We start from the raw sequence: 22,134 nt of genomic DNA, 5'->3' as shown, positions 1-22,134 counted from the left end.
GTCAGTTCACCGCTTTGGTAAAATCACGCCAATAGGGCTCGCGCAGTTCGCGCTTCAGCACCTTGCCGGCTCCCGAGAGGGGCAACGGATGGTCACGAAAATCGACGCTACGGGGGCACTTGTAGCCGGCGATGAGCTCGCGGCAGTGCTCCATGATTTCTTCGACCGCAAGCGTTACGCCGGGCTTGGCCACGACGATGGCGTGAACCCGCTCGCCCCAGCGCTCGTCAGGGATGCCGATCACGGCGACCTCGGCGACACCCGGCATCAGCGAGATCGCGTTCTCGACCTCCGCCGAATAGACGTTCTCGCCACCGGAGATGATCATGTCCTTGAGCCGGTCGACGATGAAGACGAAGCCTTCTTCGTCCATGTAGGCACCATCGCCGGAATAGTACCAGCCGTCTTCGAGCACTGCGGCGGTCTCGGCCGGCTTGTTCCAATACCCTTTCATGATGTTGGCGCCGCGGATCGCCAGTTCGCCCGCGGTGCCCGCCGGCACTTCCCTGCGGTCGGCATCGACGACCTTGATCTCGCAGGCCAGCACGGTCTTGCCGCACGACTTCAGACGGCCGGCAAAAGGACCGTCGAGCACCGTGTAGCGCGGATCGAGCAGGGTGACGATCGGCGAGGCCTCGGTCATGCCGTAGCCATGCATCATGCGGACGCGCGGCATCAGTTCGATGGCCTTGCGCAGGACGCCCTCGGGCATGGGCGAGGCGCCGTATAGGATGAAGGACAGGGTCCCGATGTCGAACTCCCGGAACTGCGGATGGTTCACCAGCATGTTGATCATGGTCGGCACGAACTGCGCGTGCGTGACCTTCTCCATCTGGATGGTCTGCAGGACCTCCATGGGCTCGAAGCGCGGCACGAAGGCATGGCGGCCGCCCGACATCGTGACGCCGAAGGTCGAGGCGCCGTCGGCCAGGTGGAACATCGCCCCGGAATGGAGGTAGGCGGTGTCCGCGGTGAAACCCATACCGGCCACGCCGTTCAGCGCATTCACGACCAGATTGGTGTGGGTGAGCACCACGCCCTTGGAACGGCCGGTCGTTCCGCCGGTATAGAAGAGGCCGGCCAGGTCGTCATTGCGGGCGCCGGCATCGTCGATCGCCTCGTAATTGGTCAAGTCCTCGTAGCGCAACATGCCCTCGGGTCCCGGCAGGTCGTCGAGCCACATGACCTCGCGCAACGCGGGAGTTTTGCCTTCGAGCGCGGACAGGTGATGCGCCATGCCGGTGTCGATGAACAGAGCGACGGCACCGGAGTCGTTCAGGATGTACTCGATCTCCGGCGCGGCAAGGCGCGTGTTGATCGGCACCATGGCCGCGCCCAGCCAGGGGATCGCGTACATCAGTTCGAGATAGCGGTCGGAATTCAGCGCCAGGATGGCCACCCTGTCGCCGCTGCGCACGCCCAATGCGGATAGAGCGCCGGCGACGCGGCTCACGCGGTCCGCACTTTCCCGCCATGTCCGCCGCCGCCCGGCGAAGGAGGTCGCGATGCCGTCCGGCCGAGTCTGGACGGCACGACGCAGTCCCTGAGTGAGTGCAAACATCCGGCGATGCTAGTGGCCAGTTCGTTCGCGCGGCAAGAGGGTTCGTGCTAAGGGAAGGAACATGAACGACATGACTCCGCCAGCCGGACAAGGTGCGCCGATCGAGTTCAACCCGCTCGATCCGGCGTTCATTGCCGATCCGTATCCGTTTTACCGACGGCTGCGCGAGACGGCGCCGGTGTTCAAGGCGCAACAGGGGTTCTGGCTGCTCACGCGCTACGAGGACGTCGCCTTCGCACTGCGCGACAAGCGTTTCGGCAAGGACTTCGCCGGCAATATGGAACGCCGCTACGGCGCGAATCGCATGGACGAGCCGGCGGTCGCCAGCCTGGCGCGGACCATGCTGGTGCAGGATCCGCCCGACCATACGCGCCTGCGTGGCCTCGTTAACAAGGCCTTCACGGCACGGCGCGTCGCCGACATGCGGCCGCGCATCAAGGCGCTGGTCGACGCGCAGCTCGATCGCGTGGCCGACAAGGGCGAGATGGATGTCATGCGTGACCTGGCGCATCGCCTGCCGGTGATCGTGATCTGCGACATGCTGGGCATTCCCGAGGAGCATCGGGCGCCGTTCCTGGCGGGCAGCAACGTCAACGGCCGCATCCTCGAGCCGGTGCCGATGACGCGCGAGGAACTCGACCAGGCCAATCGCAACACCCAATTGTCCGGCCTTTATTTCAAGCAGCTCTGCGACCTGCGCCGCCGCGATCCGCAAGACGATCTGACGACCGAGCTGGTGCGGGCCGAGGAAGCCGGCGACAAGCTGTCCGCCGAGGAGCTTGAGGCCAACATGGGTCTGCTGTTCGGCGCCGGTCACGAGACCACGACCAACCTGATCGGCAACGGGCTGCTGGCACTCCACCGCCAACGCGACCAGTGGGAGCGGTTGAAGGCCGATCCTTCCCTGATTCCCAACGCTGTCGAGGAATTGTTGCGTTTCGACTCCTCAGTCCAGCTCACCGGCCGGGTGACCCATGCCGAGGTCGAGGTCGGCGGCCTGACCGTCGGGCCGCAGGAAAGCGTCATCATGCTGCTGGGCGCTGCCAATCGCGATCCGGCACAGTACGAGAATCCCGACCGGCTGGATGTCGGCCGGCCGAATGTCCGCCCGCTATCCTTCGGGGGTGGTATCCACTTCTGCCTGGGCGCGCAGCTTGCGCGGCTCGAAGCGGAGCTGGTATTCGCCGCCCTGATCGAGCGCATGCCGACGCTCGAACTACCTGAGAAGGACACCCCTGCCTGGCGGCGCAGCTTTACCTTGCGAGGGCTCAGCAAACTGCCGGCGGTGTGGCACTAGACATGGCGACACGCTGGCGGGGTGAGGGCGGCCAACATCAAGGCGCCCGCCCTTATCAAGAAGATAGTTGGCGTCTGGTGACGCTGGGCGACGGCTCGCTGCTGGCGGTCGTGGCCGATGGCATGGGTGGTCATGCCGGCGGCGCAGTGGCGAGCAAGCTTGCCGCCGACGCCTTCGTCAACGCCGTGGAGCAGGGCGGCGGTCTGGCCGATGGGCTCAAGGACGCCAATGCGGCTGTCGGCAAGGGAACGGTCGGTAAGCCGCAGCTTGCCGGCATGGGGGCGACCTTGGTCGCGGCGCACCTGCGCGGCGACGAGGTACGTTGGATCAGCGTCGGCGATTCGCCTTTTTTCCTCATCGAAGCGGGGCGGATCGAGCGGCTGAATGCCGACCATTCCATGGCGCCGCAGATCGACGCGATGGTGGCGCGTGGCCTGATCACGGAAGAGGAGGCCGAGCATCATCCCGGACGCCATACGCTGCGCGAGGCGGTGATGGGTGATCCGCTGACCTTGATCGACAACGGAAGTCGTCGACTTGGACCCGATGCCCGTCTGCTTGTCTGCAGCGACGGCATCCAGAGCCTCAAGATGGAACAGATCCTGGGGCAGATCGGCCGCCCGGTCGACGGCATCATCGAAGCCGTCCTGGCGACCGCCAAGGAGTATCAGGACAACGTGACGGTCGTGAAATTGGAGCGGGCGCGATGAGCAGGGAGCCGGTCGTCATCGAGGTCACCCGGGGGCCGGTTGTCGAAAGCCGCCACGAGGGCATCGCTGCCGTCGTGAAGGCGGACGGTACAATCGTGGACTCCTGGGGAGACATCGAGGCGGCAATCCTGCCGCGGTCGGCCAACAAGCCTATCCAGGCCATGGCTTTCGTCGAAAGCGGTGCTGTCGAGCGCTTCGGCCTCGGCAACGAACATATTGCGCTCGCCTGCGCTTCCCACAGTGGAGAGCCGCGCCATGTCGAGACGGTGCGGGCTTGGTTGAAGAAAGTGGGCCTGAGCGAAGCCGACCTTGAATGCGGCACACATGCGCCACGCCTGCAGACGAGCATCGAGGCCCTGGCGCGCGAGGGCGTGCTGCCGACTGCGGCCTTCAACAACTGCTCGGGCAAGCACAGCGGTTTCCTGACGACTGCTGTGACCTACGGCGAGCCGACCAAAGGCTACATCAAGTACGACCATCCGGTGCAGCAGCGCCTGCGCGAGGTGATGAGCGACCTTTGCGGCGTCGATGCCAATTCGTTCCCGCACGGTACCGATGGCTGCGGCATTCCCACCCTGGCGACACCGCTCAAGCGGCTGGCTCAGGCGATGGCAGCGATGGCTGACCCGTCCCGGCTTTCGAGCAAGCATGCCGACGCTGCGCAACGCATCCGCGCGGCGATGAATGCCGAGCCGTTCATGGTGGCGGGCAGTGGCCGCTTCTGCACCCGCATCAACGAAGCGGCCCCCGGCGTCATTCAGGTGAAGACGGGTGCCGAGGGCGTGTTCTGCGGCATGCTGCCGACGTTGGGTCTCGGTGTCGCGATCAAGATGTGGGATGGCGCCGGCCGGGCCTCGGAAATCGCGATGGCCGCGCTGCTCCACCATCTCGGCGTCTTGCCGGCGAACCTGCGCGAGGAAGTCCTGCATCCGCCGGTGAAGAACGTCGTCGGGTTGCTGGTTGGCGAAATGAGACCAGCAAAGAGCTGGCTTGGCTGAGTCCAGCCGGTGAGTCTGACACTCGATATTCTGGAGATCGGGGGACGGGGCGACGGCATCGCGGAGGTCGAGGGCCGGCGCTATTTCGTGCCCTTCACTCTGCCCGCGGAGACCGTCGAAGCGGAGCCGCGCGACAAACGCGGCGACGGCATTGTCTGCGATCTACTGGAGATCCTGGCGCCTTCGCGCCACCGGGAGACACCGCCCTGCCGGCATTTTGGTGTCTGCGGCGGCTGCGCCCTGCAGCATTGGCGGCGCGACATCTATCTGGGCTGGAAGGTTGACCTCATCACGCGCGCGCTCAGCCAGCAGGGCGTGCAGGCGCCGGCATTCGAGCAGGCTTTGTCCTGCGAGCCGGGCGAGCGGCGGCGCGCCGATATCGTGCTGCGCCGCCAGGGGCGGCGGGTGCTGGCCGGCTTTCACGAGCGCGCCAGCCAGAAGATCGTCGATATCGGCACCTGCGTCGTCGCGCGGCCGGCGGTCAGCGCAGTCTTCGAGGCGTTGCGCGCCGGCATGGCGGATATCCTGCCGGATGGCGCCGCAGCCGATGCGGTCGTGAACGAAACCGACAGCGGCCTCGACATCCTGATCCGGCCGCACAGAAAGCTCGCCCTCAAGCTCGAGATGCGCGAGGTCCTGGTTGCCCTTGCCGAGCGGGCCGGCTTGGCGCGATTGAGCTGGGGCGATCGTGCGACGGCCGAGCCGGTGGTAACGCGCCGGACACCGCTTTTGATCCTGGGCGATGCGACGGTGGACTTGCCGCCCGGCGCCTTCCTGCAGGCGACCAAGCGCGCCGAGCTGACGATGCGCGCTGCGGTCAATGCCTGGATCGGCGATGCAGCGCACATGGCGGACCTGTTTGCCGGAATCGGTGCCCTCTCGCTTGGCCGTCCCGGCAAGCTTTCCCTGTTCGAAAGCGACAAGCCCGCGGTTGCGGCTGTCGACGCGGCGGCGCGCAAGATCGGTGGTAATCGCGTCGTGGCGGAGCGCCGCGATCTCTTCCGCAACCCGCTGACGACGGCGGAACTCGGCAAGTTCGACGCCATTCTTCTCGATCCACCGCGAGCGGGTGCGGCCGCGCAGTGCGCGGAGCTTGCGCGCTCGAAGGTGCGGAGAATCGTCTACGGATCCTGCGATCCAGGCAGCTTCGCGCGCGATGTTCGCGTCCTGCAGGAAGGCGGATACCGACTGGAGAAACTCATGCCTATCGACCAGTTCCTCTGGTCGGCGCATGTTGAGCTCGTAGCCCTGCTGACCAAATGAATTCAGGAGACAACCGATGATGTTCGACCTTTCCGGCAAGGTGGCCGTTGTGACCGGCGGCAGCCGCGGCATCGGCCGCTCGATCTGCGAGCAGATGGCAGCGCACGGCGCCAAGGTCGTCGTCTCGAGCCGCAAACTGCCGGCCTGCGAAGAAGTCGTGAAGGGCATCAAGGAGAAGGGCGGCGAGGCGACGGCGGTGGCTGCCAGCATCTCCGACAAGGCCCAGCTGGAGAACCTCGTCGCCGCGGCCCGCAAGGCTTACGGCAAGATCGACATCATGGTCTGCAACGCTGCGTCCAATCCCTACTTCGGTCCGCTCACCGGGCTGAAGGAGGATGTGTTCCAGAAGATCATGCAGAACAACGTGATGTCCAACCTCTGGCTGATGAACATGGTCGGGCCGGAGATGGCGGAGCGCAAGGACGGCGTCTTCATCGTCGTCTCGTCGATCGGCGCGCTGGTGGGCTCGGCCCATATCGCGGCCTACAACATGAGCAAGGCTGCCGACCTCTCGCTGGTGAAGTCGCTGGCCATGGAGTGGGGCAAGCACAACATTCGCGTCAATGCGATCGCACCCGGCCTGATCCAGACCGACTTTGCCAAGGCGCTGTGGGACAACCCGCAGATCCGCGCCGCACAGGAGAACAAGGCCGCCCTCAAGCGTATCGGCCAGCCCGACGATATCGGCGGCGTCGCCGTGTTCCTGGCCTCCAAGGCCGGCAACTTCGTCTGCGGTCAGTGCATCATCGCCGATGGCGGCGTGATCGGCGCCGGCGCCGAGTAGGGTTACCTGCCGAGCCGGGCCAGCACGGCCCGGCCGCGCGGCGCCAGACGGTAGCCGACCTCCAGGCTCTCCGTCAGACCGAGTGCCTTCAGCTTGCGGACATTGAGCTTGAAGGGGGCGGTCTCTTGCTTGAGTTCGGCCGCCAGGTCGCCGGCACGCCGGCCCGGATGGCGTTCGATCAGGCCGAGCGTGCGCCTCACCCAGGGCGTGGTACCGTCCCATCGCTGGAGGTGCACGAGCAGCGCGTCGAACTCGCCGCTACCGATCCGCGATTTGCTCCGCAGCGCTATCCGCGGGTCGGCGCCGACATATCGGACCTTGATCCGGTAAACGTCGCCCTCGTCACGTTTGGAAAGCTCCGCCTTCAGCTCGTCGAGCGAGGAATAGCCGGCACGTTTGGCGTCCACGGCCCTGACCTTCGACAATGGAGTGCTCTCGACTTCGTCGATGGCGAGGACGCCGACCGCCGTCTTCAATGTGCCGCCTGCTTTCACTGTCGGTTTACGCCAGCGCCGGAACACGAGCGAAATCGATCCGTCCACGATCCCGTCGAGAAAGCGGCGCTTCAGCAGCATGTCGAAAAACCGGCCCTCAGGCCGCGACGTCGAGCTCGCACCAGACGGGCACGTGGTCCGATGGCTCGGTCTTGCCGCGTTCGGCCTTGTCGATGCCGACGGCGGTCAGCCGGTCGGCGGCCTGTGGCGAGAGCAGCAGATGGTCGATCCTGAGGCCATTGTCCTTCTGCCAGGCGCCGGCCTGATAGTCCCAGAAGGTGTACTGCGCGTCTTCGGGGTGGAAGGCGCGGACGGCATCGGTGAGGCCAAGATTGAGCAGCTTGCGTAACGCCGCACGCGACTCCGGCTGGCAGAGCGCATCGTCGGCGAAGGCAGCGGGATTGAAGACGTCGACCTCGGTCGGGCAGACATTGTAGTCGCCGCCCAGCACAAACATCTCCTCGCGTGCCAGCAACTCGCGGGCGTGGCCGAAGAGGCGCTCCATCCAGGCGAGCTTGTAGGCGAACTTTTCAGTGCCGATCGGATTGCCGTTGGGCAGGTAGATGCCGCCCACGGTAAGCGGCCCGCGCGGCGTGTGGATGCGCCCCTCGATGTAGCGTGCCGGCTCGTCGTCGACATGGCCGGGCAGGGCGCGGGCCGTAACATCGAACGGATGCAGGGAGAGGAGGGCGACGCCGTTGAAGCCCTTCTGGCCAACGATCGCCACCTTGTAGCCGGCAGCCTCCACTTCAAGAGTGGGGAACTGGGCTTCCTGCGCCTTGATTTCCTGCAGCACGACGACATCCGGCTTGGCGCGTTGCAGCCACGAAACCAGATTTCCGGTCCGCTTGCGGACGGAATTAACGTTCCAGGTCGCGATCTTCATCGCGGCAGGATCACACGCTGAAGGAGTTGCCGCAGCCGCAGGACGAGGTGGCGTTCGGGTTCTTCACTTGGAACGACGAGCCGACCATTTCCTCGACATAGTCGAGCTCGCTGCCCTGGAGCAATTCCAGCGAGGTGCTGTCGACCAGCACGGCCGCACCGTCGCGCTCGATGACGAGATCGTCGTCGTTGCGCTGTTCCTCGAACGAGAAGTTGTACTGGAACCCCGAGCAACCGCCGCCCAGCACCGCCACCCGCATCATCACGGGCTTGGCCTCCTTGGAGGCCAGGAAGGCGATCCGCTTGGCCGCGTTCGGGGTTACGGAGAAAGAGGTATCGGTCATGTCTACAAGATGTGGTTGGCGGGCCGGTTCGTCAATGCTGCGCATTGGAACTCAGTCATACCCATAGTGTGGCTAGGGGAAAGGGACAAGGTGGTCAGGACGAAACGGCCTTTGCCCGCTCGCGAGCCCGGACTCGCTCGCGGTACAGGATGTACAGGCCGGAGCCGATGACCAACGGAAGGCCATACCAGACCGTCCAGGACGGCTCCTCCTTGAACCACAGGTAACCGAAGGCGACGGCGAGCACGATCGAGGCATAGTCGAAGGGGGCCAGCACCGCGGCCGGCGCCAGCCGCCAGGCGCGGGTGATGAGGATCTGCGCGAACCCGCCCAACAGGCCCAGGGTGATCAGCCACACCCAGTCCAGCAAAGGTGGCCATTTCCACTCGGGAATGGCGCCGACCAGCGACACCAGGCTGGCGCAGAAGGCAAACCAGAAGAGGGTGACGACGTCCTTGTCGTGCCGGCTGAGCAGCCGGACCATCACCGTCGACAGGGCGTAGCAGAAGGTCGCTGCCAGCACGATCAGCGAGATGGCGTGGAACTGGATGCCCCAGGGATCGAGCATGATCAGCACGCCGATGAAGCCCACGGCGACCGCCGTCCAGCGTCGCCAGCCGACCGGCTCGCCCAGTATCGGCACGGACAGCGCGACCATGAAGAGGGGCGAGGCGAAGGAAATGGCATAGGCGTCGACCAGCGGCATGCGCGGGAAGACGTAGAAGAAGCCAAACATGCTGCAGATGCCGATACAGACGCGAAGGGCCTGCAGGCCCGGCCGGGTGCTGCGGATAGCCCGCAGGCCGCCGGCATGCCAGATCATCACGGCCACGGGCACCAGGGCGATGCCGCTGCGGAACAGCATCATCTGGAACGATCCGTAGGTGCCGCCCAGCGCCTTCACCATGGCGTCCATGGTGCAGAACAACACGAGCGCGCTCAGCTTGAAGTAGATGCCGTGCAGCGGCGACGGCGCGGGAACATTTGACAAGGTGCGCTATTTGGCTCGCGTCGCATCCTTTCGTAAAGTGAAGTTCGCGAGGGGGCGTGTAGGTTTATGTCGACAAGGTTGAGCGAACAGACGAGGCGCCTCGCCGCCATCGAAGCTTTGGTGTGCCGCGACGTCGGCCGTAAGACGGCCGATCTGATCGCGGCGAACGCTGGCGGGCTCAGCGACTCGGCGCGGGAACTGGCGCAGGCAACGTCCGTCGGACTGATCACCGGGTTCTTCGTGCCCCGTGGCGATGTTGCCGCCCCCGAAACCGATGGCCCCGTCGGGACGGCCTTGCTGGCAGCGGCGCTGGCGGCGTGTGGCGTCGGTGCGCGCATTGCGACGGATACGCCGTGCGCGGATGCCGTGCGCGCTGCCCTTGCCGCAACGGGTGTTGCCGTCGCCGTCGACGAGGTTGCCGTCTCGGATCGGGCTGGCCTCGACAAGTTGGTCGGCGATTGGCGCGCGGCATCGCTCAGTCATGCGGTCGCCATCGAGCGGTGTGGCCGCTCCGTCGACGGCAAGCCGCGCAACATGCGCGGCGTTGATGTCTCGCCCTGGACCGCACCGCTGGACGACCTCTTCCTGGGCGGCCCCTGGAAGAAGCTGGCAGTCGGCGACGGCGGCAACGAGGTCGGCATGGGCCGACTGCCGGCCGGGCTGATCGCGCGCACCGTTCCCAATGGCGCCGAGATCGCCTGCGTCACCTCGTGCGATCACCTGACCGTCGCCGGCGTGTCGAACTGGGGGGCCTATGGGCTGATGGCGGCACTGGCAGTGCTGCGGCCCGACTGGCAGCCGACGATTGCGAAATTCCTGACAGCAGAACGCGACCTCGCCGTCACGCGCGCGGTCGTCGACAAGGCCGGCGCTGTCGATGGCGTCACGGCGCGTCGCGAGCCCACAGTGGATGGCTTCGGCCCCGACATACACGGTGCTCTCGTCGACGAGCTTGGTCGCATTGCCTGGGGACAGGCGGCGGACTAGTTTGCGCCGCCATGGAAAATCCCTACGCCCCGACCCATCCCGAGATCCGCGACGCCGTTCGCCAGCTTTGCCTCAAGTTCGACGGCAGCTACTGGCGCGAGCTCGACCGCGAGCGCGGCTATCCTACCGAATTCGTGAAGGCGCTGACCGAGGCGGGCTGGCTGTCGATCCTGATCCCCGAGGAGTATGGCGGCGCGGGCCTCGGCATCTCGGCGGCGAGCGCGGTGCTGGAGGAGATCCACAAGGCCGGCTGCAACGCTGCGGCCTGCCACGCGCAAATGTACATCATGGGCACGGTGCTGCGGCACGGCAGCAAGGAGCAGAAGGAGCGCTACCTGCCGAAGATCGCCACCGGCGAGCTGCGCCTGCAGGCGTTCGGCGTGACCGAGCCGTCGAGCGGCACCGATACGCTGAGCCTGCGCACCACGGCCGTGAAGAAGGACAACAGCACCTATGTCGTGAACGGGCAGAAGGTGTGGACCAGCCGCGCCGAGCATTCCGACCTGATGCTTCTGCTCGCCCGCACCACGCCGCGCGACCAGACCAAGAAGAAGACGGAAGGTCTGTCGGTGTTCCTGGTCGACATGCGCAAGGCGCTGGGCAAGGGCCTCACCATCCGTCCGATCCGCACGATGATGAACCACAACAGCACCGAAGTGTTCTTCGACAACATGGAAGTGTCGGCCGAGAACCTGATCGGCGAGGAAGGGCAGGGCTTCCGCTACATCCTCTCCGGCATGAACGCCGAGCGCGTGCTGATCGCCTCGGAGTGTATCGGCGACGGCAAATGGTTCATCGAGAAGGCGGTGAGCTACGCCAAGGAGCGCAAGCTGTTCGGCCGCGCGATCGGCCAGAACCAGGGCGTCCAGTATCCCATCGCGCGCGCCTATACGCAGATCGAGGCAGCCGACCTGATGGTGCGCAAGGCGGCGGCGATGTACGAGGCGGGCATCAATGCCGGCGCCGAGGCCAACATGGCCAAGATGCTGGCGTCGGAAGCCTCGTGGGCGGCGGCCGAGATGTGCGTGCAGACGCATGGCGGCTTCGGCTTTGCCGAGGAATACGACGTCGAGCGCAAGTTCCGCGAAGCGCGTCTCTACACGGTGGCGCCGATCTCGACCAACATGATCCTGAACTTCGTGGCCGAGCACGTGCTGGGACTGCCGCGCTCGTACTGAGCGTGAAGCCGAAGAGCGGAGGCCGGGTCGAGGCGGTCTCGCTGCGCGGGGGAACGCGACGTCAACCGAAGATGAAATCTTGAAGCATGCCGATGGCAGCCATGATAGCTGCATGGCCGACCATCAGGAGAAAAACCGTCCAGGCCGCGGTGATCGCCGTGAACAGCCAGCCCAGCATGGCCATCAGCCCATCGTCCTCGATCAAGGCGAAGCAGAAGAACAGGATGGCGATCGACGGGAATAGGTTGTCGAAGGGAATCGGCAGGGCGAGGATCACGGCGTTGATCACCCAGGCCGCCAGCAGCATGCGCCGCGGCATGCCGTTCACCCACCATTCGTAGCGGGCGTGCACGGCATTCTCGAGCCAGTCGATGTATCGACGCGCCCGTTTGAGGAAGGTTTGCAGCTTGCCGCGCGAAAGGCCGCGGCTGCCGATCACGCGTGGCAGTGACGGAACCGGGCGGCCGGCAAAGAACTGCGCCAGCAGAAACAGGATGGGCACGCCGGTTACCGTCGACAGCCAGGGAATACCTGACGGCACGATGTTCGGCATGTTGAGGGCCATGATCGCGAAGGCATAGGAGCGGCCTTCGAGACCTTTCAGGAAGTCGTCGAGTGTCAGGACAGACGCCGGGTCTCCACCGAACAGCCGGTCGAGCGTTGTGTAGAGACCGAAATTGTCCTTCATCCGGCCCCCGAGTCGGTTGCTCTAGCCCGCGCGTGCGAGCAGGCGGCAAGCCAGCACGAGATGCGGCTTGTCGAGCATCTTGCCGTCCATAGTGAGGACGCCTGCATTCGGATTGCTCTCGAATGTCGCCACGACGCGCTTGGCCCAGTCGATTTCGCTGGCGCTCGGCGTGAAGACCTCGTGGATGATGGCAACCTGATCGGGATGGATGGCGATCTTGCCGCCGTAGCCCATGCGCCGCGCGACCTGCGCCTCGGCACGCAGCCCCTCGACGTTCTTGATGTCGGGATAGACCGTATCGTAGGCGGTGACGCCGGCCGCGACCGAGGCCATCAGGTTGACCGTACGGGCCATGAGGAATGTGTCGTCGTAGACACCGGGCGAGGGTCCCTTGGCCAAGGCGCCAAGGTCGGCCATCAGATCCTCGCCGCCCCAGGAATGGCCGATGAGACGCGCGTGTTTTGCGGGAGCCGCCGTCAGCGCCAGGATTGCCGCAGCACTCTCCGTGGCAATTGTCAGGATGCGGGTCGAACCGGCTTCGATGCCCTCGCGCGCCTCGAAGGCGTCGAGATACGTCGCCAGCAGATCGAGGTTGGCCTGGCCGACACATTTCGGAAACACGATGCCGTCGGGCTTGCCCTGCATGACAATGGCAAGATCGCCCAGCGTGAGGCCGGTATCGAGCGCATTGACCCGGACATAGAGTTTGGGGCCGCTGGTACGGCTGGCAGACTTCAGATAGGCGAGCGCCATGTCGCGCGCGATCTTCTTGCGATCCGTCGCGACCGAATCTTCCAGGTCGAGGATCAATCCATCGGGAGCCGAGGCGGGCCCCTTGGCCAGCTTGCGCTCGGAATCGGCGGGAACGAACAGGAATGAACGCATTTCTCTCAGCCCTTCGGTTTCTTGCGCATCAGCGCCTGGCGCGTGCACGCCGCGACGACCTCGCCGCGCTGATTGATGGCTTCATGCGAAAATTCGACGATCCCGGCATCCGGTCGGGACTTGCTTTCACGGAGGCTCATCACCTTCGTGCGCACGCGCAGCGTGTCGCCATGGAAGACGGGCTTGGGGAACCGTACGTCGGTCATGCCGAGGTTGGCCACGGTCGTGCCGAGCGTCGTGTCGTTGACGGTGATGCCGATCATGAGGCCGAGCGTAAACAGGCTGTTGACGATGCGCTGGCCGAATTCGGTCTTGGAGGCGAACTCTTCGTCGATATGCAGCGGCTGCACGTTCATGGTGAGCGAGCTGAACAGGACGTTGTCCATTTCAGTGACCGTGCGCGTCCACGCGTGCTCGAACACGCGCCCGACCGTGAATTCTTCGTAGTACAGACCTGCCATTTTCCTCCCCGCGAAAGTGCTGCGTCATAGCATGGATGGACGCTGCCCGGTTCGCCATCGTATCAATGTCGCTACAGGACGAAACAGCGATGACGGGAGCGAATCGATGCGCGCAATGCTGAGCGAAACGCCGGGTGGGCCGGAGAGCCTGAAGCTGGTCGAGATCCCGTCGAAGCCGTTGGGCAAAGGCCAGGTTCGTGTTGCGGTCAAGGCGGCGGGCGTCAACTTCCCGGACACGCTGATCATTGCCGACAAGTACCAGTTCAAGCCACCGCGTCCCTTCGCGCCGGGCCACGAGATTGCCGGCGACATCACCGAAGTGGGCGAGGGCGTCACGGGCTACAAGGTCGGCGACCGGGTCATCGGTATGATCGGCCATGGCGGCTATGCCACCGAGGCCGTGGTGGACCAGGGCAGCCTTCTGCCGATGCCGCAGAACATGAGCTACGAGGACGGCGCCGCCTTCACGATGACCTACGGCACCTCGTACTACGCGCTGAAGCAGCGCAGCAGCTACAAGCCGGGCGAGACGCTCCTGGTCACGGGCGCGTCGGGTGGCGTGGGCCTCACCGCCGTCGAATTGGGCGCGTTGATGGGCCTGAAAGTGATTGCGGCTGTCGGCTCCGACGAGAAGATGGAAATCTGCCGCAAGTACGGCGCCACGATGTTCGTGAACTACGCCAAGGAAAAGATGCGCGACAAGGTCAAGGAACTGACCGGCGGCAATGGCGCGGACATCATCTACGACGCGGTCGGCGGCGATGCCTTCGACGAGTCGGTGCGTTGCATCGCCTGGTACGGCCGTTTGCTGGTCGTGGGCTTCGCGGCGGGGCGCATTCCGTCGCTGCCGGCCAATCTGGCGTTGCTGAAGAGCTGCGATGTCCGCGGCGTGTTCTACGGTGCCTGGCGCGGTCGCGAGCCGGCCGAGGCGCGCAAGAACTTCGACGAGATGTTGAAGTGGTACGGCGAAGGCAAGCTCAAGCCGCACATCTCCATGCGTTTCCCGCTGGAGAAGGCGCCCGAGGCCATGAATGCCCTGCTGTCGCGCAAGGCGACCGGCAAGGTCATCATCAACATCGCCTGAACCGGAGGAATCGATGGGCAGGCTCGCCGGTAAGATCGCCATCGTGACAGGCGCTGCGTCGGGTATCGGCGCGGCCTCCGCCAAGCTTTTCGCGGACGAAGGCGCCCAGGTGCTGGCGGTTGACCGGCCGGAATCGGCCATTGCGACGGCGCATGCCGGAAACAATGCGATTTCGGCCTTCGCCGCCGATATCACGGGCGAGGATGCGCCGAAGAAGATCGTGGCGGCGGCGCTTTCCAAGTTCGGCGCCATCGACATCCTGTTCAATAATGCCGGCGTCAGCGGCCGGGCCTTCGTCGAGGAGATGACCGACGAGCAGTGGGACCGCGTGAACAATGTCAATGTGCGCGCGATGTTCCGGCTCTGCCGTGAAGCCATCCCGGCCTTGAAGGTGCGGGCCAAGGAAAAGGGCAGGGCGCGTATCGTCAACACCGCCTCGGTGATGGCGTTCGACACCGACTACGGGCTCGCGGCCTATTGTGCCTCGAAGGCCGGGGTCGGCGGCCTGACCCGGACGCTCGCGCTCGAGCTCGGCAAGTTCAACATCACCGCCAACTACGTCTGCCCCGGTGCGATCTATACCGGCATGACGCAGACCAACTTCGACAAGCAGGAAATCCGCGAGGTCTGGGAAAAGAAGGCGGCGCTGCGCCGGCTCGGCCAGCCCATCGACATCGCCCGCGGCGCCCTGCTGCTGGCCTCCGACGAGGCGGACTTCATCACGGGCCACGAGCTGGTGGTCGACGGCGGCCTGACCCTGCGCACCTGAGGACGAGCCCATGTCTGCCATCCATTCCTTCGCGACAAGCTACGACGAGGCGCGAGACAAGTTCTTGGCGGCGGCGCGCATCGCCGATGCCTGGACCCATCGCTACGACAATCCGACAAAGGGACCGGGAGGCGAGGCACTGTCGACCGATCTCGCCTGGCTCGGGCCGCAGGACGCGTCGAAGGTCGTCGTCACCATTTCCTCGACCCATGGCGTCGAGGGCTATTGCGGTTCCGGCTTTCAGGTCGACTGGCTGGCATCGACGGGTGCTGCTGGGCTGCCGGACGGAACGGCGGCGCTGTTCATTCACGCCATCAACCCCTATGGCTTTGCCTGGACGCGCCGGGTGACGGAGGAGGGCAACGACCTCAACCGCAACTATGTCGATCACAGCAAGCCCTACCCCGAGAACAAGGGCTATCTCGAAATCGCCGACGATCTCATACCGAAGGATTTCAGCGAACAGGGCAAAGCGGCAGCGGACGCACGCCTCGCGGCCTACCGAAAGAGGGTCGGCGAAGTCGAGTTCTTCCGCGCCGTCTCCGGCGGCCAGTACAGCCACCCCGACGGTATGTTCTTCGGCGGCGGCGGACCGGCATGGTCGAACCGGACCTTGCACGCCATCGTCGATCAGTACTTGAAGGACCGCAGCGACGTGGCGGTCATCGATTTTCATACCGGCCTTGGCCCCTATGGCTACGGCGAGCCGATTACGCACTTCGACATCGACACGCCGGCCTCGCGCCGCGTGCGCGCGTTCTGGGGCGAGTCGGTGACAGAGTCCAAGCGCGGCCAGACAGCGTCGCAGGCGCGCGATGGCCTCGGCCACTATGGGCTGAACCGCGTGCTGCAGGAGCCCAAGACCCGGCTCACAATGTGCACTCTGGAGTATGGAACTTTCGACCGGGAAAGCGGTCAGAGGGCCTTCCGGGCAGACCACTGGCTCCACAAGTACGGGGACCCGCTCGGCAAGGAGGCCGTGGCAGTACGCGCCGCGATGCGTCGGCAGTTCTATCCCGAGACCGATGACTGGAAGGAAGCGGTCCTGTTCCGCGGCCACCAGATCGTCCGGCAGGCCATTGCCGGCTTGCAGCGGGGTGCCCTCTAGCTATTGGGGACAAGCCCCGGAAAAGCCATACGTCCGACCTGCGATCCTGCTAAAAGCCTCTTCATGCGTGCCCTTGTGACGCTCCTCGCCTTCGTGGTCGTTGCAGCGCTGAACTATCTCTGGTGGTGGTATCCCAACAAGCCGGTCGAGATCGCCGGTTGGACCACAGCGCCCCTGCAAAGCGTTTCCTTCGCGCCCTACCGGCCGGGCCAGAGCCCGCTGACGCGCACCTTTCCGACGCCCGACCAGATCGAGAGCGACCTGAAGCGCCTTCAGGGCAAGGTCGGCGCGGTCCGGACCTATTCTGCGGGCGAGAACCTGGAGACGGTGCCTCAGCGCGCCGGCAAGTACGGCCTGAAGGTCTGGCACGGCGCCTGGCTGAACAACAACGAGAAGGAAAATCTCGAGCAGATCAACCTGCTGATTGACCATGCCAACAAGTATAAGGACACGGTCGAGCGGGTGATCGTCGGCAACGAGGTCCTGCTGCGCAAGGACCTGACCGCCAACCAGCTCCGGCGTTATATCCGCCAGGTGAAGCAGCGAGTTTCGCAGCCGGTCACCTATGCCGATGTCTGGGAATTCTGGCTGCGCAACCCGCAGCTCGCCGACGAAGTCGACTTCATCACCATCCATATCCTGCCTTACTGGGAAGACGAGCCGATCGGCCTCGACCGCAGGGAACCCGACGGCAAGCTCACGATCGAGAAGCACCTGGTCGACATCTACAAAAAGGTGCAGGCGCGCTTCCCCGACAAGAAAATCGTGATCGGCGAGACCGGCTGGCCGAGCGACGGCCGCATGCGGTCCGATGCCCGGCCTGGCAGGGTGGAGCAGGTAAAGTTCTTCTCGATCTTCCGGTCGGCGGCGGAGCGGGAGAAGTTCGACTACAACGTCATCGAAGCCTTCGATCAGTATTGGAAGGCACGCCAGGAGGGCACGGTTGGCGCCGCCTGGGGCCTTCTCGATGCCTATCGGCACGACAAATTCGAGCTGGGCAAGCCGGTAAGCGCGGAGCCGAAATGGCGGTTGCTGTTTGCCGTGTCGACGATCGTCGGGGGGCTGTTGCTGCTGGCCTATGCCGGTCTGCGCCGGGCATCGACCTGGAAGGGCATCTTGATCTTCGCCGTCTTCGCCCAGGTCGTGGCGACCTGTTACGTGCAGGCGACCTGGATCGACCTGTCGCGTGCCTTCTACTTCGAGCGGACGGTCGGTGTCGTCTTCTGGGGCCTGCTGCTGGCCGTGTTCAGCTATGCCCTGCTGCGTGGCATCGCCGACAGCCTGACCGGCAAGATGGCCGATCCTTCGCTCTATGGCGCGCGTGTGCGGGAGGCCTGGCATGCTTGGCGGGAGTTGCCGCGCTATCGCATCCTGCAGCGCGCCGACCTACTGGCGCAGATGCTCTATCTTGTGCTGACGGTCCTCTGCATCTTCTACCTGATCGTCATCAGCATCGACTGGTACGATGGCGTCATTCGCATCGGCGACTGGTTCCGTCAGATCGCCATCGACGGTCGCTACCGCGATTTCCCGATCTGGAGCTTTGTGATCCCGAGCGTCGTTCTCATGGCTTGGAAAACGATCACGATCCTGCGCAGCGAGCCGGTGGCGCGCGACCATCGCATCGCCAAGGCGCTCTCGTTCGGACGGCTGCTGGGCTACGACGGCAGCCGTGGCTTCGTCCGCATGGACCGCCGGTTCAGCCGCTTCGAGCCGGTCCTGCCCGAGATCTTCCTGGCAGGCATGCTGATCTTCTGGGCCATCGTGATGGTGGTGACCGAGGGGGCGATCAAGCTGCACGACGGTGGTTCGGGCGGCTTCGTCTCGGCCGATGGCGGCCGTTGGGTGATCCGGACCCTGTTCTGGAACACCCAGGCCAACTGGTTCGCCTTCCTGGCACTGCTCATGTCCGTGCCCTATCTGGCAACCGTCTACGTCTCCGTACGCGAACCACTGGCAGAACCGCCGCCGGACTCCTATACCAGCAAATGGTAGGCGCTTTGCCGGGAGTTACCGAATGGAAATCAAGGGTGAGTACAGGATCGCGGCCCCGCGCGAGAAGGTCTTCGCGGCGCTGAACGATCCGGCCATTCTGCAGGCCTGCATTCCGGGCTGCGAATCGCTGGAAAAGACCTCCGATACCGAAATGAAGGCCAAGGTGCGCATGCGCATTGGCCCGGTCAGCGCGGCCTTCTCGGGCAAGGTCACCTTGTCCGACCTCGACCCGCCCAACGGCTACCGGATCTCCGGCGAAGGGCAGGGCGGTGCGGCGGGCTTCGCCAAGGGCGGTGCCGTGGTGGCCCTGAAGGAGGACGGCGGCGATACCATACTGAACTACAATGTGGATGCTCAGGTCGGCGGCAAGATCGCCCAGGTTGGCGCCCGCCTGATCGACGGCACCGCCAGGAAGCTGGCCGACGAGTTCTTCAGCAAGTTCGCGACAATGGTCGGTGGTCCGCCGCCAGCGGAAGCCGTCGCTTCGGCGGCACCTGCCGATGCGACAGCTCCGCTGCCTTCCGCGCCGCCGCCGTCCGCTGCAGTGCAGCGTGGCTACAAGCACTGGCTGATTATCGGCGTCGGCGCCGCCGTGTTGATCCTGGTCTTTATTGCGAGTCGTTAGCGGTGGAGACAATCGCGGATCGTCTGCGAAACCGCCAATTCACTTGACCGCAATGTGACGGGCTTGCGAGAGTTCCACTAATGCCCGGCGGGCCTGCTCTGGCGTGGCTCGCGCGAACCAATACGTTGAGGGAGAAGAGTAATGACCATTTCCGTCGCCATGACCGTCAACGGCAAGGCCGTCTCGGGCAAGGTCGAGGCGCGCACGCTATTGGTTCAATTCCTGCGCGAACATCTCGGCATGACTGGCACCCATGTCGGTTGTGACACCAGCCAGTGCGGTGCCTGCGTCGTGGACGTCGACGGCAAGTCGGTGAAGTCCTGCACCATGCTGGCCGTCCAGGCCGAAGGCGCCAAGGTCATCACGATCGAAGGCCTGGCCGAAAGCGCCGACAAGCTTCATCCGATGCAGGAAGCCTTCCGTGACAACCACGCCCTGCAGTGCGGCTTCTGCACGCCGGGCATGGTGATGAGCGCCATCGACATGGTGAAGCGCCACAACTACCAGCTCGACGAGGCGACGGTGCGCCGGGAACTCGAGGGCAATCTTTGCCGCTGCACCGGCTACCACAACATCGTGAAGGCAATCCTGGCCGCCGCGCCGGCCATGAAGTCAGCAGGGGTGTAGAGCCATGACCGCCGAAACCGGAATCGGCGCCCGGGTGAAGCGGAAGGAAGACCAGCGCTTCCTTACCGGCACCGGTCGCTATGTCGACGATCTGCCCCTCGCACGGGCGACTTACGCGTATTTCCTGCGTTCGCCGCATGCCCATGCGAAGATCAAGAGCATCGACGTTTCGGCGGCGAAATCCATGCCCGGCGTGGTCGAGATCTTCACCGGCAAGGACATTGCCGATGCGAAGGTCGGCGGCCTGATCTGCGGCTGGGTGGTGAAGGACAAGCACGGCGAGCCGCACAAGGCGCCGCCCCATCCGGTTATGGCGCTCGATACCGTGCGCTATGTCGGCGACACGGTGGCGATGGTCGTGGCCAACAGCCACGATGAAGCCAAGGACGCCGCCGAGGCGATCCATGTCGACTACGACGTGAAGCCGGCTAACGTCGATCTCGCGCGCGCCTTCGACAAGGGCGTTCCCGAGGTCCACGCGGACGTGGTGCCGGGCAACCTGATCTACGACTGGGAAATCGGCGTGAAGGCCGATGTCGAGGCGGCGTTTGCCAAGGCGGCGCACGTCACCAAGATGGACATCGTCAACAATCGCCTGATCCCCAACGCCATGGAGCCGCGCGCGGCGGCAGCCGAGTACGACAAGGGCACCGGCAACTACACGCTCTGGTCGACCTCGCAGAACCCGCATGTGTTGCGCCTGATCCTGTCGGCCTTCGTGCTGGGCATTCCCGAGCACAAGCTGCGCGTCATTGCCCCCGACGTCGGCGGCGGCTTCGGCAGCAAGATCTTCTGCTACAACGAAGAGACGATGGTGTGCTGGGCGTCCAGCCGCGTCGGCCGGCCGATCAAGTGGACGGCGGAGCGAGCCGAGTCGTTCATGACCGACGCGCACGGGCGCGACCACGTCACCCATGCAGAGCTTGCCCTCGACAAGGATCACAAGTTCCTGGCGCTCAAGGTCGAGACCATCGCCAACATGGGCGCCTATCTCTCGACCTTCTCGACGGCGGTGCCAACCTATCTCTACGCCACGCTGCTGGCCGGCCAGTACACGACGCCGCTCATCTACGCCAACGTGAAGGCGGCGGTGACGCACACCGCGCCGGTCGACGCCTATCGCGGCGCCGGCCGTCCCGAGGCGACCTTCGTGATCGAGAGCATCGTCAGCAGGGCGGCGGCAGAATTGAAGGTCGATCCGGCGGAGCTGCGCCGCAAGAACTTCATCCCGTCCGACGCCTTCCCGTACCAGACTCCGGTGGCGTTGCAGTACGATTCGGGTAACTACCCGCCGATCATCGACGAGGCGATCAAGATCGCCGACTACAAGGGTTTCGAGGGCCGCCGCGCCGAAGCCAAGTCGCGCGGCAAGCTGCGCGGCATCGGCTTCTCGTCCTACATCGAGGCCTGCGGGCTGGCGCCGTCGCAGGTGATCGGCCAGCTCGGTGGCGGCGTCGGCCAATGGGAGGCCGCCCAGATCAAGTTCAACCCGACAGGCAACGTCCAGATCCTGACCGGCTCGCACAGCCACGGCCAGAGCCACGAGACGACCTTCGCCCAGATCGTGTCGGACAAGCTCGGCGTGCCGCTGGAGAATATCGAGGTCGTCCACGGCGACACTGCGACCACGCCGTTCGGCATGGGCACCTACGGCAGCCGGTCCCTGGCGGTCGGCGGCTCGGCCATCATGAAGGCCGCCGACAAGATCATCGCCAAGGGCAAGAAGATCGCCGCCCATCTGATGGAGGCCTCGGCCGCCGACGTCGTGTTCGAGAACGGCACCTTCAAGGTGGCGGGCACCGACAAGGCGGTGCCGCTCGCCCAGGCGGTGTTCGCCGCGTACGTGCCGCACAACTACCCGCTGGCCGAGATCGAGCCCGGCATGGACGAGAATGCGTTCTACGATCCGGCGAACTTCGTCTATCCGGCCGGCACGCAGATTTGCGAGGTCGAGATCGACCCTGATACCGGCGTCGTCGAGGTCGTCAATCACACCGCGGTCGACGATTTCGGCAACATCATCAATCCGATGATCGTCGAGGGCCAGGTTCACGGTGGCATCGTTCAGGGCGTCGGTCAGGCGCTGCTGGAGAATGCCGTCTACGACAAGGAAACGGGTCAGCTGCTCAGCGGCTCCTACATGGACTACACCATGCCGCGCGCCGACGACGTCCCGTCGTTCAAGCTCGGCTACAAGGTCACGCCTTGCCCGCACAATCCGCTGGGCGTGAAGGGATGCGGCGAGGCCGGTGCGATTGCCGCACCTGCCGCCGTGATGAATGCCGTCCACGACGCACTGGCGCCGCTCGGCGTCACGCACGTCCCGATGCCTGCCACGCCGCTCAGCGTCTGGCAGACCATTCAGGGTGCGCAGCGTAAAGCGGCCGAGTAACGGGAGGA

General features: G+C 64.9%; 22 protein-coding genes. 14 read left to right on the top strand and 8 right to left on the bottom strand.

The annotated features are described in order from the left end of the window. Position 1: 1 nt before the first annotated feature. Positions 2–1,561, bottom strand: a complete 1,560-nt coding sequence (locus tag BN60_RS11315) for an acyl-CoA synthetase (RefSeq protein ID WP_043283838.1) — start codon at positions 1,559–1,561, stop codon at positions 2–4. Positions 1,562–1,622: 61 nt separating this feature from the next. On the opposite strand from BN60_RS11315, the gene BN60_RS11310 reads away from it, so the two are divergent. Genes BN60_RS11310 through BN60_RS11290 form a run of 5 tightly spaced genes read left to right on the top strand, consistent with a single transcriptional unit; the run spans position 1,623 to position 6,613 of the window. After that, a complete protein-coding gene (locus BN60_RS11310; RefSeq protein ID WP_020696157.1) occupies positions 1,623–2,858 on the top strand; it encodes a cytochrome P450 in 1,236 nt (411 codons plus the stop codon). 2 nt (positions 2,859–2,860) lie between these two features. Continuing rightward, entirely contained in the window at positions 2,861–3,568 is a 708-nt protein-coding gene (locus BN60_RS11305) for a PP2C family protein-serine/threonine phosphatase (protein WP_083856067.1), read from the top strand. Further along, positions 3,565–4,566 carry an asparaginase gene (locus BN60_RS11300; RefSeq protein WP_020696155.1) on the top strand — a complete coding sequence of 334 codons (1,002 nt, stop codon included), beginning with the start codon at positions 3,565–3,567 and terminating at the stop codon, positions 4,564–4,566. Before BN60_RS11305 ends, BN60_RS11300 begins: the two co-directional genes overlap by 4 nt. A 9-nt stretch (positions 4,567–4,575) precedes the next feature. Beyond that, complete coding sequence (locus tag BN60_RS11295) at positions 4,576–5,829, top strand: class I SAM-dependent RNA methyltransferase (protein WP_020696154.1); 1,254 nt, start codon at positions 4,576–4,578, stop codon at positions 5,827–5,829. Positions 5,830–5,845: 16 nt separating this feature from the next. Continuing rightward, on the top strand, positions 5,846–6,613 hold the full coding sequence (locus BN60_RS11290; RefSeq protein ID WP_020696153.1) for an SDR family NAD(P)-dependent oxidoreductase: 768 nt from the start codon (positions 5,846–5,848) through the stop codon (positions 6,611–6,613). 2 nt (positions 6,614–6,615) lie between these two features. Here BN60_RS11290 and BN60_RS11285 read toward each other — a convergent pair whose 3' ends face one another. The 4 genes from BN60_RS11285 to BN60_RS11270 all read right to left on the bottom strand — a co-directional run bounded on the left by BN60_RS11285 (position 6,616) and on the right by BN60_RS11270 (position 9,327). Then, positions 6,616–7,188, bottom strand: coding sequence for an ASCH domain-containing protein (locus BN60_RS11285; RefSeq protein WP_020696152.1), 573 nt, complete (start codon positions 7,186–7,188; stop codon positions 6,616–6,618). A gap of 16 nt (positions 7,189–7,204) precedes the next feature. Further along, entirely contained in the window at positions 7,205–7,993 is a 789-nt protein-coding gene (gene xth / locus BN60_RS11280; RefSeq protein ID WP_020696151.1) for an exodeoxyribonuclease III, read from the bottom strand. 10 nt (positions 7,994–8,003) lie between these two features. Further along, positions 8,004–8,336 carry an iron-sulfur cluster insertion protein ErpA gene (gene erpA / locus BN60_RS11275; protein ID WP_043285376.1) on the bottom strand — a complete coding sequence of 111 codons (333 nt, stop codon included), beginning with the start codon at positions 8,334–8,336 and terminating at the stop codon, positions 8,004–8,006. 94 nt (positions 8,337–8,430) lie between these two features. Further along, entirely contained in the window at positions 8,431–9,327 is an 897-nt protein-coding gene (locus BN60_RS11270; RefSeq protein ID WP_020696149.1) for a DMT family transporter, read from the bottom strand. Between the two features lie 66 nt (positions 9,328–9,393). Between BN60_RS11270 and BN60_RS11265 the strand changes: the two genes are divergently transcribed. After that, positions 9,394–10,314: a glutamate cyclase domain-containing protein gene (locus BN60_RS11265; protein WP_020696148.1), complete on the top strand. Its 921-nt coding sequence runs from the start codon at positions 9,394–9,396 to the stop codon at positions 10,312–10,314. 11 nt (positions 10,315–10,325) lie between these two features. Continuing rightward, a complete protein-coding gene (locus BN60_RS11260; RefSeq protein ID WP_020696147.1) occupies positions 10,326–11,492 on the top strand; it encodes an acyl-CoA dehydrogenase family protein in 1,167 nt (388 codons plus the stop codon). Positions 11,493–11,553: 61 nt separating this feature from the next. On the opposite strand, the gene BN60_RS11255 is transcribed toward BN60_RS11260, so the two are convergent. The 3 genes from BN60_RS11255 to BN60_RS11245 are packed head-to-tail and all read right to left on the bottom strand — an operon-like array spanning position 11,554 to position 13,526. Then, positions 11,554–12,180 (bottom strand): exopolysaccharide biosynthesis protein, encoded by a 627-nt coding sequence (locus BN60_RS11255; RefSeq protein ID WP_020696146.1) that lies wholly within the window; start codon positions 12,178–12,180, stop codon positions 11,554–11,556. Between the two features lie 21 nt (positions 12,181–12,201). Then, entirely contained in the window at positions 12,202–13,065 is an 864-nt protein-coding gene (locus BN60_RS11250; RefSeq protein WP_020696145.1) for an HpcH/HpaI aldolase/citrate lyase family protein, read from the bottom strand. A 5-nt stretch (positions 13,066–13,070) separates the two neighbouring features. Further along, positions 13,071–13,526 (bottom strand): MaoC family dehydratase, encoded by a 456-nt coding sequence (locus tag BN60_RS11245; RefSeq protein WP_020696144.1) that lies wholly within the window; start codon positions 13,524–13,526, stop codon positions 13,071–13,073. A gap of 106 nt (positions 13,527–13,632) precedes the next feature. Between BN60_RS11245 and BN60_RS11240 the strand changes: the two genes are divergently transcribed. From BN60_RS11240 to BN60_RS11210, 7 genes are all read left to right on the top strand, one after another. After that, positions 13,633–14,610 (top strand): NADPH:quinone oxidoreductase family protein, encoded by a 978-nt coding sequence (locus BN60_RS11240; protein ID WP_020696143.1) that lies wholly within the window; start codon positions 13,633–13,635, stop codon positions 14,608–14,610. Between the two features lie 13 nt (positions 14,611–14,623). Further along, positions 14,624–15,379 carry an SDR family NAD(P)-dependent oxidoreductase gene (locus BN60_RS11235; RefSeq protein WP_020696142.1) on the top strand — a complete coding sequence of 252 codons (756 nt, stop codon included), beginning with the start codon at positions 14,624–14,626 and terminating at the stop codon, positions 15,377–15,379. A 10-nt stretch (positions 15,380–15,389) separates the two neighbouring features. Then, positions 15,390–16,487 (top strand): M14 family metallopeptidase, encoded by a 1,098-nt coding sequence (locus BN60_RS11230; protein WP_020696141.1) that lies wholly within the window; start codon positions 15,390–15,392, stop codon positions 16,485–16,487. A 63-nt stretch (positions 16,488–16,550) separates the two neighbouring features. Next, positions 16,551–18,482: a glycoside hydrolase family 17 protein gene (locus BN60_RS28810; RefSeq protein ID WP_020696140.1), complete on the top strand. Its 1,932-nt coding sequence runs from the start codon at positions 16,551–16,553 to the stop codon at positions 18,480–18,482. Between the two features lie 22 nt (positions 18,483–18,504). Beyond that, a complete protein-coding gene (locus tag BN60_RS11220) occupies positions 18,505–19,107 on the top strand; it encodes an SRPBCC family protein (RefSeq protein WP_020696139.1) in 603 nt (200 codons plus the stop codon). A gap of 141 nt (positions 19,108–19,248) precedes the next feature. Further along, complete coding sequence (locus BN60_RS11215) at positions 19,249–19,734, top strand: (2Fe-2S)-binding protein (RefSeq protein WP_020696138.1); 486 nt, start codon at positions 19,249–19,251, stop codon at positions 19,732–19,734. A gap of 4 nt (positions 19,735–19,738) precedes the next feature. Beyond that, positions 19,739–22,126, top strand: coding sequence for a xanthine dehydrogenase family protein molybdopterin-binding subunit (locus BN60_RS11210; RefSeq protein ID WP_020696137.1), 2,388 nt, complete (start codon positions 19,739–19,741; stop codon positions 22,124–22,126). The last annotated feature ends 8 nt before the right edge of the window (positions 22,127–22,134 follow it).

Origin of the sequence: Reyranella massiliensis 521, from assembly GCF_000312425.1 — a bacterium.
In the GTDB taxonomy this organism is placed as follows: domain Bacteria; phylum Pseudomonadota; class Alphaproteobacteria; order Reyranellales; family Reyranellaceae; genus Reyranella; species Reyranella massiliensis.
This window is presented reverse-complemented; position numbering and strand designations above follow the sequence as displayed.

Bases quoted from the DNA above. Each gene is read 5' to 3' on its own strand.
- BN60_RS11315 (WP_043283838.1), bottom strand. From the start codon at position 1,561: ATGTTTGCACTCACTCAGGGACTGCGTCGTGCCGTCCAGACTCGGCCG.
- BN60_RS11310 (WP_020696157.1), top strand. From the start codon at position 1,623: ATGAACGACATGACTCCGCCAGCCGGACAAGGTGCGCCGATCGAGTTC.
- BN60_RS11305 (WP_083856067.1), top strand. From the start codon at position 2,861: ATGGCGACACGCTGGCGGGGTGAGGGCGGCCAACATCAAGGCGCCCGC.
- BN60_RS11300 (WP_020696155.1), top strand. From the start codon at position 3,565: ATGAGCAGGGAGCCGGTCGTCATCGAGGTCACCCGGGGGCCGGTTGTC.
- BN60_RS11290 (WP_020696153.1), top strand. From the start codon at position 5,846: ATGATGTTCGACCTTTCCGGCAAGGTGGCCGTTGTGACCGGCGGCAGC.
- BN60_RS11285 (WP_020696152.1), bottom strand. From the start codon at position 7,188: ATGCTGCTGAAGCGCCGCTTTCTCGACGGGATCGTGGACGGATCGATT.
- xth (WP_020696151.1), bottom strand. From the start codon at position 7,993: ATGAAGATCGCGACCTGGAACGTTAATTCCGTCCGCAAGCGGACCGGA.
- erpA (WP_043285376.1), bottom strand. From the start codon at position 8,336: ATGACCGATACCTCTTTCTCCGTAACCCCGAACGCGGCCAAGCGGATC.
- BN60_RS11265 (WP_020696148.1), top strand. From the start codon at position 9,394: ATGTCGACAAGGTTGAGCGAACAGACGAGGCGCCTCGCCGCCATCGAA.
- BN60_RS11260 (WP_020696147.1), top strand. From the start codon at position 10,326: ATGGAAAATCCCTACGCCCCGACCCATCCCGAGATCCGCGACGCCGTT.
- BN60_RS11255 (WP_020696146.1), bottom strand. From the start codon at position 12,180: ATGAAGGACAATTTCGGTCTCTACACAACGCTCGACCGGCTGTTCGGT.
- BN60_RS11250 (WP_020696145.1), bottom strand. From the start codon at position 13,065: ATGCGTTCATTCCTGTTCGTTCCCGCCGATTCCGAGCGCAAGCTGGCC.
- BN60_RS11245 (WP_020696144.1), bottom strand. From the start codon at position 13,526: ATGGCAGGTCTGTACTACGAAGAATTCACGGTCGGGCGCGTGTTCGAG.
- BN60_RS11240 (WP_020696143.1), top strand. From the start codon at position 13,633: ATGCGCGCAATGCTGAGCGAAACGCCGGGTGGGCCGGAGAGCCTGAAG.
- BN60_RS11235 (WP_020696142.1), top strand. From the start codon at position 14,624: ATGGGCAGGCTCGCCGGTAAGATCGCCATCGTGACAGGCGCTGCGTCG.
- BN60_RS11230 (WP_020696141.1), top strand. From the start codon at position 15,390: ATGTCTGCCATCCATTCCTTCGCGACAAGCTACGACGAGGCGCGAGAC.
- BN60_RS28810 (WP_020696140.1), top strand. From the start codon at position 16,551: ATGCGTGCCCTTGTGACGCTCCTCGCCTTCGTGGTCGTTGCAGCGCTG.
- BN60_RS11220 (WP_020696139.1), top strand. From the start codon at position 18,505: ATGGAAATCAAGGGTGAGTACAGGATCGCGGCCCCGCGCGAGAAGGTC.
- BN60_RS11215 (WP_020696138.1), top strand. From the start codon at position 19,249: ATGACCATTTCCGTCGCCATGACCGTCAACGGCAAGGCCGTCTCGGGC.
- BN60_RS11210 (WP_020696137.1), top strand. From the start codon at position 19,739: ATGACCGCCGAAACCGGAATCGGCGCCCGGGTGAAGCGGAAGGAAGAC.